Annotated in this window: 12 protein-coding genes; 7 read left to right on the top strand and 5 right to left on the bottom strand. The window is 72.8% G+C overall.

From position 1 onward, the window contains the following. Positions 1–2: 2 nt before the first annotated feature. Positions 3–1,181 carry an FAD-dependent oxidoreductase gene (locus tag NI17_RS02255; RefSeq protein WP_068692593.1) on the bottom strand — a complete coding sequence of 393 codons (1,179 nt, stop codon included), beginning with the start codon at positions 1,179–1,181 and terminating at the stop codon, positions 3–5. After that, on the bottom strand, positions 1,178–1,774 hold the full coding sequence (locus NI17_RS02250; protein ID WP_234402021.1) for a TetR/AcrR family transcriptional regulator: 597 nt from the start codon (positions 1,772–1,774) through the stop codon (positions 1,178–1,180). The genes NI17_RS02255 and NI17_RS02250 overlap by 4 nt, the downstream gene beginning before the upstream one ends. Positions 1,775–2,360: 586 nt before the next feature. Here NI17_RS02250 and NI17_RS02245 point away from each other — a divergent pair. The 4 genes from NI17_RS02245 to NI17_RS02230 all read left to right on the top strand — a co-directional run bounded on the left by NI17_RS02245 (position 2,361) and on the right by NI17_RS02230 (position 5,105). Continuing rightward, positions 2,361–3,074 (top strand): metal-dependent hydrolase, encoded by a 714-nt coding sequence (locus NI17_RS02245; protein WP_068692591.1) that lies wholly within the window; start codon positions 2,361–2,363, stop codon positions 3,072–3,074. A 124-nt stretch (positions 3,075–3,198) separates the two neighbouring features. Continuing rightward, positions 3,199–3,858: an O-methyltransferase gene (locus NI17_RS02240; protein WP_068692590.1), complete on the top strand. Its 660-nt coding sequence runs from the start codon at positions 3,199–3,201 to the stop codon at positions 3,856–3,858. 98 nt (positions 3,859–3,956) lie between these two features. After that, positions 3,957–4,634: an AAA family ATPase gene (locus tag NI17_RS02235; RefSeq protein ID WP_068692589.1), complete on the top strand. Its 678-nt coding sequence runs from the start codon at positions 3,957–3,959 to the stop codon at positions 4,632–4,634. A gap of 60 nt (positions 4,635–4,694) precedes the next feature. Further along, entirely contained in the window at positions 4,695–5,105 is a 411-nt protein-coding gene (locus NI17_RS02230) for a hypothetical protein (protein WP_068692588.1), read from the top strand. 5 nt (positions 5,106–5,110) lie between these two features. Here NI17_RS02230 and NI17_RS02225 read toward each other — a convergent pair whose 3' ends face one another. Together NI17_RS02225 and NI17_RS02220 are read right to left on the bottom strand one after the other, a co-directional pair. After that, complete coding sequence (locus NI17_RS02225) at positions 5,111–6,001, bottom strand: TIGR03621 family F420-dependent LLM class oxidoreductase (RefSeq protein ID WP_068692587.1); 891 nt, start codon at positions 5,999–6,001, stop codon at positions 5,111–5,113. 178 nt (positions 6,002–6,179) lie between these two features. Continuing rightward, positions 6,180–8,231 carry a bifunctional copper resistance protein CopD/cytochrome c oxidase assembly protein gene (locus tag NI17_RS02220; protein WP_068692586.1) on the bottom strand — a complete coding sequence of 684 codons (2,052 nt, stop codon included), beginning with the start codon at positions 8,229–8,231 and terminating at the stop codon, positions 6,180–6,182. Between the two features lie 488 nt (positions 8,232–8,719). Here NI17_RS02220 and NI17_RS02215 point away from each other — a divergent pair, with 488 nt between their 5' ends. From NI17_RS02215 to NI17_RS02205, 3 genes are all read left to right on the top strand, one after another. Beyond that, a complete protein-coding gene (locus NI17_RS02215) occupies positions 8,720–10,018 on the top strand; it encodes an amidohydrolase family protein (protein ID WP_068692585.1) in 1,299 nt (432 codons plus the stop codon). Positions 10,019–10,149: 131 nt separating this feature from the next. Then, positions 10,150–11,268: an alanine dehydrogenase gene (gene ald, locus NI17_RS02210; RefSeq protein WP_068692584.1), complete on the top strand. Its 1,119-nt coding sequence runs from the start codon at positions 10,150–10,152 to the stop codon at positions 11,266–11,268. A gap of 139 nt (positions 11,269–11,407) precedes the next feature. Further along, positions 11,408–12,541 (top strand): enolase C-terminal domain-like protein, encoded by a 1,134-nt coding sequence (locus NI17_RS02205; RefSeq protein ID WP_068692583.1) that lies wholly within the window; start codon positions 11,408–11,410, stop codon positions 12,539–12,541. Between the two features lie 24 nt (positions 12,542–12,565). Here the strand turns inward: NI17_RS02205 and NI17_RS02200 are convergent, their stop codons facing one another. Further along, complete coding sequence (locus tag NI17_RS02200) at positions 12,566–13,513, bottom strand: isopenicillin N synthase family dioxygenase (protein WP_084012704.1); 948 nt, start codon at positions 13,511–13,513, stop codon at positions 12,566–12,568. Between the last annotated feature and the right edge of the window lie 161 nt (positions 13,514–13,674).

Genomic DNA, 13,674 nt, shown 5'->3' with positions numbered 1-13,674 from the left:
ACTCAGCGGGGCGGCCGGAGGCTGTTGAGCCGGTCCGCGGGGGTGGTGAGCACCGGGCTGAGCAGCCCGGTCAGGCCGGGTGCGGCGGCCAGCCGCAGGACCGCCGTGCGCAGCCGCAGCCGGGCCCGGGTGGCGGGCACGAACCAGTCGGCGGTGCGCCGACCCGCCCGCTGCTTGCGCACGATCGCGGGCCGCACCCGCGCCTCGTAGCGCAACGGCGCGGCCACCGCGTCGCCGTCGCGCAGCAGCTCCTCGGCGAGCACGCAGGCGCCCGCCACCGCCATCGCCGCCCCCTGCCCGGCCAGCAGCGAGACCGCCTGGCAGGCGTCCCCCAGCAGCACCACGCGGGGCCGTGTCCAGGAGGCCGTCTCGATCTGGGCGACCTCGTCGTAGTACAGCCGCGACGGTTCGGGGCAGTGGTCGAGGACCTCGGGCAGCAGCCAGCCCAGATCCGCGTAGCGCTCCCGCAGGCGTGCGCGGGCGTCCTGCGGCAGGGAGTCCGCGGGGGCGCGGTGGGCGAACACCGCGGCGCACCGGTCCCCGTCGAGGCGGCAGACCCCGGCCTGGAGGCCCGGCGCCTCCAGCATCTCCAGATGGTCGTCGAGGCGGGCGGCGATCGCCGGGTCGGTGAACAGGTAGGCGGCGGTGTGGTAGCCGAGGTGGCGCAGGAAGCGCCGCTCCGGGCCGAAGGCGAGTCCGCGGACCCGGGAGTGGACGCCGTCGGCGCCCACGAGCAGGTCGGCGCGCTCCACCTCGCCGGTGGTGAGGGTGACCGCCACGTGGTCGTCGGTCGTGGTCACCGCGTCGACACTGGTGGAGTAGCGGAACTCCACCCCCGGTCCCAGCGCCTCGAACAGGATGTTCTCCAGTTCGCCGCGCATCATGGTGACCACCCGGCCCCGCTGCAGCCGCAGGAACGAGGAGTAGGGGATCGTGCCGGTGACGCGGCCCGTGGGGTCGCGGTAGCGCACCCCGGCCACCCGCTGGGCGCGTTCGCGCACCCGGGGCAGCAGGCCCATCCGTTCGACGGCGTCGTAGCCGGGGCCGAAGAAGTCGATGAGGTAGCCCGCGCCGCGCTGTTCGGGGGCGCGTTCCACGACGAGCACCTCCCATCCGGCGCGCTCCAGCCACCAGGCCAGCGACAGGCCGGCGATTCCGGCTCCGCAGACCACGACTCTCACCGGGGGCTCCTCTCGTCGGTGGGCGCGGGAGCGGCCAGGAGTCTGCCCAGCGGTCCCGCGAGGGATCGGGCGTCGGGGGTCTGGCTCAGTCCGCGGTGCAGGACGATCCCGTCGAGGAGTGCGCACAGCAGCGCGGCGCACTCGGCGGCGTCGGGGACCGCGTGTCCGGTCAGCCACTCGGCCACGTCGGCGCGGAAGTCGTCCAGCAGTTCGGCGAAGGCGGCGCGCAGCGCGGCGTCGCGGGTGGCCGCCAGGGTCGCCTCGATCATCAGCAGCGATCCGGGGTCGCGGCCGTCGTAGGCGTCGAGGGCGGCGAGCAGTCGGACCAGGCCGTCGGCGGGGTCGGAGGCCGCCCGCAGCTCCCGCAGCGGCGTTCCCAGCGCCTCCCGGGCGAACTCGACCGCCGCGGTGGTGAGCAGGGAGGCCACCGAGTCGAAGTGGTAGTGCACCAGTCCGGGGCGCACCCCGGCGCGCTCGGCCACGCGGCGGGTGGTCACCGCTGCCCAGCCGACCTCGGGGATCAGCTCGATCGCGGCGGCGACCAGCCGCTGCCTGGTCTGCCGTCCCCGCTCGCTCGCGGTCTCCGCGGGCACCGCCACCTCCATTTACTGGTCGATCGCCTTGGGCGTATGACCAATATCGGGGACAGAAGTCCCCGCTGTCAAGCGGAGGACCTCCGCTCCCCCGCTCCCGTCGTCCCTCCGGGCGGCGGGACACGGGCGCCGGTGCGGTTGCGGGGAAGGCGCGGCGGAACGCGGAAGGCCGCCCGTGCCCCCGTGGTTCCCGACATGATCCCCACGAGCATGTCGGGTGCCACCGAGGCCAGGGCCGCCGTGGATCGGCCACGGCGGCCAGGTCCGGCACTAGGCGACCGATGACTCGGCGCCTGACGGCCAGGCCGGAACGGGCGGCTGGAAGAAGCATATGCGGAACGCGGAGAGGCTCCCGTTCGCCCGTGGATGGCGCCACAACGGGCGGCACGTCCGCAGGAAGGCGTTGTCGCTGGTCGGCGGCCCGGCCCCGAACGGCCGCTCCGGACGGGGGGCCGCGTCCGGCCATCGGACGCGGCCCCGCCGTCTACCATTGAGCCGTATCTCACACCACCGCCCCGCCTTCTTCCGGCACCTCCCACGCTCCACGACTCGCCAGAAACCCCCGCCAACCGCTACGGTTCCGCCCATGATGGGGCACTCTCACGCGCTCAGCGGCGTGGTCGGTTGGATGGCTGTCGTTCCGTTGCTCAACCAGGTCGACGTCATGGGCGTCACCTTCGACCTGGGGCCCGGCGAGATCATCGCGGGCGGACTGGTCTGCGCGGGCGCCGCGCTGGTCCCCGACCTGGACCACAGGAGCGCCACCATCACCAAGACCTACGGCGTCTTCACCGAGACGCTGGGCGCCTTCTTCAACTGGGCGTTCGGCGGCCACCGCAACGGCACCCACTCCCTGCTGTTCGCGCTGCTGATGGGCGGGCTCGCGCAACTGCTGGTGTGGTGGTCGGAACTGGCCGCCCAGGTGTTCGTGTTCCTGCTGGTCGGCATCGCGCTGAACGGCCTGGGCTACGGCATGGAGAAGAACCGCGTGGCCGCGGAGTTCATCAACGCGCTGGCCACGGCGGGCATCACACTGGCTCTCTACACCTCGGGGGTGAACTACTCCTGGCTCGGCCTGGCCGTGGCCTACGGCTGCCTGCTGCACTTCGTCGGCGACATGGCCACCGAGATGGGGGTGCCCCTGCTGTGGCCGGTGTGGAAGTACCGGTTCGGGCAGAAGATCGGCTTCAAGACCGACGGTCCGGTGGAGCGCAAGGTCATCACCCCCATGCTCACGATCGCGATCGTGCTGATGTCGGTCTACCTGTTCCCCTGGAAGGACCTGGTGCCCGAACTGTGACGGCGGAGGCGGCCCGGTGAGCGGGGCCGACCCCGCGACCGGGCGCCGGGGGCTTCCAGGGCGGCCCCGGGAGCGTGCGGCCTCGGTCCCCGGGGATTCCAGGCCGCCTGGATAGGCTGGGCGCGTGACACGCTTCTCGGAGAACCTCAGCCCGGAACTGCACGCCTACGTGGTCGCGCACAGCACCCCCGTCGACGAGGTCCTGGCCGACCTGGCAGCCGAGACCGAACGGCTCTTCCCTGAGCGGACCGGCATGCAGATCGGTCCCGAGCAGGGACTGTTCCTGACCCTGCTGGCCCGTCTGACCGGCGCCCGCCACGCGGTGGAGGTGGGGACCTTCACCGGCTACTCGTCGATCTGCACGGCCCGCGGCCTGCCCGCCGACGGCACCCTGCTGGCCTGCGACATCAGCGAGGAGTGGACGGCGGTGGCCCGCCGCTACTGGAAGCGGGCCGGGGTCGCCGACCGGATCGAGCTGCGTCTGGGCCCCGCGATCGACACCCTGCGCGCGCTGCCCGCCGAACCCCGGTTCGACCTGGCCTTCATCGACGCCGACAAGGAGTCCTACGTCGACTACTGGGAGGAACTGGTGCCCCGCGTGCGTCCGGGAGGGGTACTGCTGGTGGACAACGTGTTCTCGCACGGCCGGGTCCTGGACCCGGCGCAGACCTCCCCCGGGGTCCAGGGCATCCGCGACTTCAACGCCCGCGCCCGCGCCGACGACCGGGTGGAACTGGTGATGCTGCCCATCGGCGACGGCCTGACCCTGGCACGCCGGAGGTAGCCCGGCACCCGACCGGCAGCGGCGGCGTCCCCGCCGCCGTGGCACAAAGTCAACCCCGTCCTTACCGTCTCCTTACCCCCGGCGGTGATACCCCTGTTGTGATCGCCTCACCGCCGTACCCCGAAGGCCCCGCCCGCCCCGACGAACGTGTCCTGCGCTACCCGCGGCGCTGCCTGGTCCTGCTGGGCGGACTCCCCGGCGCGGGCAAGAGCACCCTGCTGGGTCGGCTCTACGGGCTGTCAGGAGCCGAGAGCACGACGGTGCGCACCGCCGACGGGGTGCGCGTCGTCGACTCACTGCAGGCCCGCAACCGGCTCACCCCGTATCTGGCCGCCGTGCCCTACCCCTCCTGGCGCTGGATCACCCACCTGCTGCACTACCTGCGGGTCCTGGTGGCGCTGCGCTGCGGCGGCCCGGTCATCGCCCACGAGACGGGCACCCGGCGCCTCGTGCGCCTGCTGTTCGCGCTGTACTGCCGCCTGGTGGGTGCCGAACTCCACGTGCTGCTGATCGACGCGGCCCCCGACGAGGCCCGCCGGGGGCAGTTCGCCCGCGGCAGGCGGGTCAGCGCGCACAGCTTCCGCAGGCACCTGCGCCGGTGGCGGGCCCTGAGGGACGCCGTCGTGCGCGACCCCCGCTCGGCGACGCCCGCGGCGCGCTCCCTCGTGCTGCTGGACCGCTCCGCGGCCGCCCGACTGGAGCGGATCGAGTTCACCCGCGGGGAGAGTCCCCGCCCCGGTGGGACACACGGGTCGTACCGGGCCGTCGCGGCATGACGTGAAACGCCACAGCGGCCCCGGAGACCGACCACGGCGCAACAGTGGGACAATCGTCCGGTGATCTCGCTGCTCACCACCATCGCAATCTTCGGCGTCGGCGGCGCCGTGCTCAACATCGCGCTCCAGGGACTGCTGCTCACCCTCGTCGGCCGCTCCTCCCGGACCGGCCCGCGCGTCGCGTCGGGGGTGGCCATCGCCCTGCTGCTCGTCGTGCTGCCGACCCTGGCCGCCGCCAACCTGCTGACGACCGTGGCCGAGGCGGGATTCGCCTCGGCCTTCACCGCGTCGCTGTGCGTGGCCCTGCTGATCGTCGGCTCCACCCTGCTCTTCTCGGCGGTGACCACACGGCGCTCCGCCCGGCCCGAGTCGCTGCCGCGTCTTTCGGGTCCCGCGGTCTACCTGGGAGCCCTGGGCATCTGCGTGCTGGTCGGCATCCTCGGCGCGGTCACCGCCTCCACCCTCGTCTGACGCCCTCAGGCCAGGGCGCGGACCTCGGGGATGACCCGGGCCAGCGCGTCGCGGTGGGTTCCGTGCGCGACCACGGTGGTGAACCCGAAGCGGTCGCGGTGGGCGATGATCTCCCGGGCGATCTCCTCGGCACTGCCGAGCAGGACGAACGGGCTGTCCAGGACCGCGCGCAGGTCCGGCAGTCCGGCCTCGGTGAACAGCCCGGCCGTCTCGGCGAAGGTCCGCTCGGGGTCGTCGGTGAGGAGAACCGCCTGGACGAGCACGCTGAACTCCAGCTCCCCGGCGCGCTCTCCCGCCGTGCGGCGGACGAACTCCACCCGGCGCAGCAGTTCGTCGGTCCCCGCGACGGTGAACTCCCCCGGTGCCCGCTCGGGGTGCTGCTTCAGCCCGCTGAAGGCGACGACGTCGGCGTGCCGGGCCGCCAGCGCGAGGATGCGCTCCCCGTGGCCCCCGACCGTCAGCGTGGGGCGCGGCGACCGTGCCGGGGTCGGCTCGCCTGCGGCGAACCGCCGGTCGAGTTCGACGATGGTGCGCTCCAGGCGTTCGATCCGTTCGGCGTAGGGCCGCCACGGGACGGCGGCGTCGTCGAACTCCCGTTTCATGTGCCCCGCGCCCAGGCCCAGTTCCAGCCGTCCGCCGCTGAGCCGGTCCACGGTGGCGGCGGCCCGGGCCAGGAGCGCGGGGTTGTGGAACTCGTTGTTGACCACGTAGGTGCCCAGCCCCAGCCGCGTGGTCGCCGCCGCGGCGGCGGCGAGCATCGCGAAGGGGTCGGGCTGTCCCAGGTGGTCGTAGGCGTACAGGACGTCGAAGCCCAGTGCCTCGGTCTGTGCGCAGTAGTCGGTCCAGTGGTCCAGGTCGGCGTCGCGGAAGTTGACGCCGAAGCGGAAGTCGGTCATCCCCCGAACCAACCACACGCGGCCGCCCGGGCACAGCCCGTTCTGCCGACAGCAGGAAGGATTCGAAGCCAGCGGGGAGGCCGGTGGGAAGAGGGGCCTCCCGGACGCCCCGGCCGGGGTTCCGCGGCCTCAGCCCCGGTGAGCGCCCCGCGTAGCCACACGCATACCCAACGGTCTCTCAGAGCCGCTCCTCCCGCTCCTCCCGTTTTTTGGCCCTGCGCTCCAGGGAGGCCAGGTAGGCGTTGTAGGCGTCCAGGTCGGCGTCCTCGGAGCCGTCGCGCCGACTGTGGCGCTCGCGGCGGCGCTCGGCACGCTCCTCGTCGCGGGACCACTGCACGACCAGGGCGATCAGCACCAGCAGGGTGGGGATCTCGCCGACGGCCCAGGCCACCCCGCCGCCCGCGTACTGGTCCTCGGCGAGGTCGTCCAGCCACGGCACCTCGAACTGGCCGTAGTACTCCATGCCCAGCGGGGCGGACTGCATCATGATCACGATGCCGAAGAAGGCGTGGAAGCCCATCGCGACCAGCAGCAGCACGATCCGCAGCAGGAAGGGGACCTTCCGGGGGGCGGGGTCCACGCCGATCATGATCCAGTAGAACAGGAACCCCGCGAGCAGGAAGTGCACGTTCATGAACATGTGCCCCAGGTGGTCCTGCATGAGGGTGCCGAACAACGGGGTGAAGTAGAGGACGTAGACACTGAAGACGAACACGGGCGTGGCGAAGCCCGGGTGCGTCACCAGACGCGAGTACCTGCTGTGCAGGAAGGCGTTGAGCCACTCGCGCGGTCCCCTGTCGCCGCGCCGGTGGGCGGGCCTGAGGGCACGCAGCGCCAGGGTCACCGGGGCGCCGAGCACGAGCAGGATCGGTACCAGCATCGACAACACCATGTGCTGCACCATGTGCACGCTGAACAGCACGTACGAGTAGGTGCCGACGCCGCTGAGCAGCGCTCCGGCGAGGGCGAGCAGGCCCGCCAGCCAGGCGACGGTCCGCCCCCGGGGCCAGGTGTCGCCGCGGCGCAGCAGCCGGACCACACCGGCGGTGTAGAGACCGGCCAGGACGCCGATGACCAGGATGAAGAAGAGGTCGGGCCGCCACAGGGTGAGCAGGGTCTGCGGGCTCATGGGCGGCGGCATGGCGAAGCCGGCGAGGTTGCGGAAGGCGTCCGTGGCCTCCGTCAGGTCGGGCGGCGGGGCGGTGCGGCTGAGCGCGGCGGCCAGCCCCATGGCCGCCGCCATCAGGACGATCTCGACTCCGGCGAAGCGCAGGAACAGCCGCCGTCCGGGTTCCTCGGCGATCCGGGGGACGGCGTGGGCGCGGTGTGCCCAGCCCAGGACGCCCAGGGCGAGGAAGGCGGCGGTCTTGGCGAGCATCAACTGCCCGTAGGCGGTGGTGAACAGCTCTCCGACGGTGTAGAGGCGGCTCGCGGCACTGGCCGCTCCGCTCAGCGCCACACCGATCCAGACCCACAGCGCCATCGTGCTGAAGCGCCGCACCGCCGTGGGCACGTGCTCGCCGGTGCCGCGCAGGGCGTGGAAGGTCAGCGCGGCCAGGCCGCCCACCCACACCGAGACGGTCAGCACGTGCAGTGACAGGCCGACGATGGCCATCTCGTGGCTGCCCGAGGACGAGGCGTGGCCGGTGAGGGCGGGTGGCAGCAGTCCGACCAGGGCCAGCGCGGTGAGTCCGACCGTTGCGGCCGCACCGGTCGTGGTGCGGCCGATCAGGGCGACGCCGAGGGCGGCGAGGACGGTCAGGGTCAGCCCGATGCCCTGGGGCACCGAACTGGCGTAGCTGGTGATCTCGTTGCCGACGACCTCCGTGACGGGACGCCCCAGGATGTCGGAGAGCTGGAAGACGAGGGCGGCGCCGGCCGCCGCCGCCCACACCAGCGCCGCCCAGGAGGCGGCGCGCACGTAGGAGCGCGCCTGTTCGCCGGGCGTGCCCTGGTGCAGCGGCAGCAGGAACACCGCGAGGACGAGAAGTCCGACGGTCAGCGCGGCGGAGACGTCCATGGCGGCCCTGGCGACCGGGAGCCCCCAGCGGGTGAGCGCGCCGGGGTCGGGCAGTCCGGGGCTGATCTGGGGGTAGCCGGCGCCCCCCAGCAGCATGGCGAGAATCAGCGCGATCAGGCACGCCGCGGCCGCGGCCGCGGCGACCAGCACGACGGCCTCGCCGGCGCCGTGTCCGTCGGTCCTGGGTCTTTGGATATCGGGGGAAGCCACGCCTGCGCTCCGTCGTCGTCGAACGTCCTACTGTCTTCGGCGGCTGCTGATCACCACCGTGGCGAGCCCCGCACCGATTATCACCCCAAACGCTCCCCATAGCCAGGGGGCGACCGCCTCTGCCGCATCGCCGAAGAACCAGTCCATGACGTTCAGTACGGACACCACCTTGGACAAGCCTAAACGAATTACTACAAAGCGTCGTACTCCACCCGTCGCGACGCTGACCGCAGGGTTCCGGACACGTTCCGCAACCGAACCGTAAGCCAGAAACTCGGTCCCGGTGTGTCGAAAAGCCAGCGGTCGCCCCGGTGGGCGGGAACAATGGCGGGCAGAGGTACGGCCAGCCGATGTCGGCGCCCCGGACAGGTGGTCGGCATCACGATACGGTCAATGCCGCCGAGTCCGACGTCCGACCCGCTGTCGCGCGGTCCGCGACCCGCCCCGGGAACGTCGGCTCTCGGACGACAACCACGCAAGGGGGCCAGGTGCGCCAATTCGATCTCGTCATCCGATCCCAGCGCGCGGTCACTCCCACGGGCGTCGGACCGGCCGCGGTGGCCGTCGCCGGCGGCCGTGTCGCCGCCGTCGCCGACCACTCGGCCGACCTGCCCTGCCGGAACGAGACCGACCTGGGCGAGGTCGCGCTGCTTCCCGGGATGGTCGACATCGACGCGGCCGTGCAGACGCCCGGGCAGTTGCTGTCCCAGGGGTACGCGCGCACCACGAGGGCGGCGGCGGCCGGAGGGATCACCACTCTCGTCGTCGCTCCCGCTCCCGCCCAGCCCGCGATCACCTCGACCGAGGCGCTCCGGGCGCACCTGCACGCCTCCGCGAGCAACTGCGCCGTCCACGTCGCGTTCCTCGGCGGGGTCACTCCGCGCAGCAGCTCCGCCGAACTGGCGGACCTGCGCGCCAACGGGGTGGTGGGATTCGCCTGCTCGCTGTCGGACGGGGGCGGTCCCGATCTGGCTCCGCTCGACGACGTCTACCTGGGCAAGAGCATGGCCGAGGTGGCGGCGATGGACGTGCCGCTGGTGGTGCACGCCGAGGACTCCGGCGAACTGGGCACTCCGGTGGGCCCGAACAACAGCGCGCTGCTGGCCGCACGGCCGCCGCGGGCCGAGCGGCGGGGTCTGGAGCGGGTGCTCGCCGCCGCCCGGACCAGCGGGGCCCGGGCGCACATCGCGCCGTTCGTGGCGGCCGAGTGCGCGGCGATCCTGGCCGCGGCGCGGGCCATCGGCATTCCGGTGAGCGCGCAGACCAGCCCGCACTACCTGTGCCTGCCCGCCGAGCACGTGCCCGACAGCGACCCGTCCTACCGCTGCCGTCCGCCGCTGCGCTCCGACGCCAACCGCGGCGCGCTGTGGAACGCCCTGCTGCACGGCGCGGACTCGCTCGGCGACGCCATCGTCGACTCGGTCGCCTCGGGGCACCGGCCGGGCACGGGGATCGCGGCGATCCGCTGGACGCTGCCCGCGCTGTGGACCGCGGCCCGGCGCCGCGGTCGCGGCCTGACCGAGCTGAGCCGGTGGACCGCGCAGCGCCCCGCCGAGCTGATGGGGCTGGCCGCCAAGGGACGCATCGAGGCGGGGCGGGACGCGGACCTGGTCGCTTTCGACCCCGACGCCCACCAGGTGGTCTCGGGGTCCGGGGGCGGGCCCTACACCGGTCGGCGGCTGCAGGGCCGCGTGGTGGGCACGTGGGTGTGCGGGGTTCCGGTGTCGACGGAGCCGGAGGACGATCCCCCGCTGCACGGCGGTCCCCTGCTGTCGGCCTACAACTAGGGGAAACGCGGGAAAACTTACACAGTGACAAGAAACCTTCGGTCTCACATGCATGATGTCGGTGGATGAGACGGACATCGAAGGACAGAGTGGAGGATGCAACCAGCGTCGAGGGAGATCCGGGAGGAACCGTGCGCGTCGGCGTGCCCCGCGAGGTCAAGAACCACGAGTACCGGGTGGCGATCACCCCGGCCGGTGTCCACGAACTGGTACGGCACGGCCACGAGGTCCTCGTCGAACACGATGCCGGCGTCGGCTCCTCCATCAGCGACGCGGAGTACGCCGCCGCGGGCGCCCGCGTCCTCGGCACCGCCGAGGACGTGTGGGGCGAGGCCGAACTGGTCCTCAAGGTCAAGGAGCCCGTCGCCGAGGAGTACCCCCGCATGCGCAAGGGCCAGGTCCTCTTCACCTACCTGCACCTGGCCGCCTCCCGGGAGTGCACCGACGCCCTGCTGGAACGCGGGGTCACCGGTATCGCCTACGAGACCGTGCAGCTTCCGGACCGCTCCCTGCCGCTGCTGGCGCCCATGTCCGAGATCGCCGGACGGCTGGCCCCGCAGGTGGGGGCGGCCGCCCTGCAGCGGTCCAACGGCGGCCGGGGCGTGCTGCTGGGCGGGGTGCCGGGGGTGCGTCCGGCCAGGGTCATGGTGATCGGCGCGGGAGTGTCGGGCATGAACGCCGTCCAGGTCGCCGTGGGCATGGGCGCCGAGGTGACCCTGCTGGACGTGGATGTCGCCAGGCTGCGCCACGCCGACGCCCGCTACCGGGGAAGGGTGCGGACCCTGGCCTCCACCGCCTACGAGATCGAGCGGACCGCGGTGGAGTCCGACCTCGTCATCGGCGCGGTGCTGATCCCCGGCGCCAAGGCTCCCACCCTGATCGGCAACGAGCTGGTCGCGCGGATGAAGCCGGGGGCGGTCCTGGTGGACATCGCGGTGGACCAGGGCGGCTGCTTCGCCGACACCCGTCCCACGACGCACTCCGACCCCACCTTCACCGTCCACGACACGGTGTTCTACTGCGTGGCCAACATGCCGGGCGCGGTGCCCACCACCTCCACGCAGGCCCTGACCAAGGACACGCTGCGCTACGCGGTGGCACTGGCCGACAGGGGCTGGCGCGGGGCGCTGGCCGACGACCCGGCGCTGGCGGCGGGGCTCAACACCCACGACGGGGAGCTCACCAACGACGCGGTCGCCCGGGCGCACGGTCTCGGGGCCCGCCCGGTGGCCGAGGTCCTCGAAGGGTAGGAGCCGCCGCGCCCGCGGGGTTTGCCGTGTTCTCCACAAGCTGAGCCGGTGGTGCCGACCCGGTCGAGGGGATACCGTCGAATGTGCAGGAAGGCGGCGATTCCCGTCTGTGACCCCGGTGCTGGGAGGCGGTAGGTCAGTGGCACGCACGGAGCCGACGACCCTCACCCGTGTGGCGGCCGTGGAGATGAGCCTGGTGCGGTTGCCGTTGGCCCGCTCCGGACCGCGGCGGCGCGCCTCCGGAGAACACGACCGCTTCGCCAGGCACGTCCTGATCCGCGTGCGCGACGAGTCGGGCACCAGCGGCTGGGGGGAGATTCCCGGTGCCGACGACTCCGACTGGGACGCCCTGGTCGCGGACTTCGCCCCGGCCCTGGTGGGGCACTGCTGGCAGCGGCCCACCGAGGCGTCCGAGGCGTGGCGTCCGCTCGGGCCCCGTCCCGCCGTGGCGGCCGCGCTGGACACCGCCTGCTGGGATCTGTGGAGCCGACAGCGCGACACCCCGCTGGCGCACGCGCTGGGCGGTGTCCGCACGGCCGTCACCACCGGGGTCACCCTGGGGCGCCAGTCGTCCGTGGAGGCACTGGTCCGCGAGGTCAACCGGCAGGTCGGCGCGGGGTGCAAGCGCGTCCGCCTGGAGGTGGGCCCCGGCTGGGACGTGGAGGCGGTGCGCGCCGTCCAGGCGACCTATCCCTTCCTCGTGCTCCAGGTGGACGGCGGCGGCCGCTACACCGAGAGCCCCGAGGACCTGGCGGCGCTGCACGCCCTGGACGACTACGGCCTGCTCGCCATCGAGCAGCCCTTCGCCGCCTCCGACCTGTCCGCGCACGCCCGGCTCGCTCGCGACCTGCGCACTCCGCTGGCGCTGGACGACTCCGTCGACTCCCTGGAGCGGTTGGACGAGGCGATCCGCATGGAGGCGGCCAAGGTGCTGAACCTGCGGATCGGCAGGTTGGGCGGGCTCACCCCGGCACGTCGGGCGCACGACCGGGCGGTGGACGCCGGATGGCGGATGTGGTGCGGCTCCGAGGGGGAGTCGGGGGTGGGCCGGGCCGCGATCGTGGCGCTCGCGTCGCTTCCCGGTGCGGCGCTGCCGTGTGAGATGCCGCGGGCGGGTGAGCGCCTCCCCCGCGACCTGGTCGTTCCGCCGGTGCGCTCGCACGACGGTATCGCGGCGGTTCCGCTCACCCAGTCCGGCCTGGGGCACGAGGTGGACGAACGTGCCGTCAACGCCCTGACGGTGCGCTCGGTCTCGTTGGGCGCTCTCGGTTGATTCCGGTCACAGCCGCGCTCGGGCTCACACGGCCGGTCCGGTGAGGTCCCAGCCGCGCCGTTCGGCGAGGTGGGCGGCGACGGTCACCGGGGCGTACTTGACGGGGCGCTCCTTGTCCACACAGGTGGGCAGGGGTGTCACGAGCGCGTCGAAGTCCCCGTCGTGGAAGAAGGTCGCCGACCTGTGGCGTTCCTGGGCTCCTCCCGGGGACGGCACGATGCGGTGGACGGGCGAGACCCAGCGGTCGTTGGTCCAGCGTGCCAGCAGGTCACCGACGTTGACCAGGATCGCTCCGGGTTCGGGGACGATACCGCGCCAGCGGCCGTCGGTGTCCCGGAGCTGCACGCACGGAGCCGGGTCGGCCCACCGGACGGTGAGTATTCCCGCGTCGGTGCGCGCCGCGGTCGGCGCCGGAGGACGGTCCACCCGCAGCACGTCGAGGGAATGGCCGGTGTAGGTGTGGAAGAAGCCCTCGGGCAGGTCCAGGGTGACGGCGAAGATCCGGGTGAGTCTGCGGGCCAACTGCCGGACCGCCTCGAACCACGCCATCAACTGGTGTCGGAACCGCGGAAGGCCGGAGGGCCAGATGTTCTCCGGATAGTGGGCGGACGGCAGCGCCAGGTCGCGGTGGTCACTGGCCTGGGTGCCGACGGTGAAGGATTCGGGGACACGGGGTCCGGGCGCGGAGGAGGGTGATCGGTAGCCGCGGTCGATCCAGGCCGCGGGCGCGCTGAGCGCCCGTTTGGCCTCGTCGCTCTGGGCGAAGAAGGTGTCGATCGCCCGGACCAGGCCGCCGGCGATGGGTTCGGGGATCTTGTGCCCGGTGATCTGGAGGAACCCGATGTCCGTGGCCGCGGCGTCCACGCTCGCCGCGACGGAGGCGCGGTGCCGCGCCGAACCCATCTCCCAGCGGGAGATGTTGACCACCGGTACGTGAAGGGGTCGTCCGGTCGTCTTGACCGAGTGAGTCATGGTCCTCTACCTCGCTGTGGAAGACCCGGCACGGCTGCGGTGCCCTCCCGGGTGCTGGTCTGCCGCGCCCCATGCGGGCACGGGATGGGCGTCGTCACACCGGGGGTCCACGCCGACACGCTGCGGATTCACACCCGCGCCCACGATTCCCGACACGCAGC

Source organism: Thermobifida halotolerans, from assembly GCF_003574835.2.
GTDB lineage: Bacteria > Actinomycetota > Actinomycetes > Streptosporangiales > Streptosporangiaceae > Thermobifida > Thermobifida halotolerans.
This window is presented reverse-complemented; position numbering and strand designations above follow the sequence as displayed.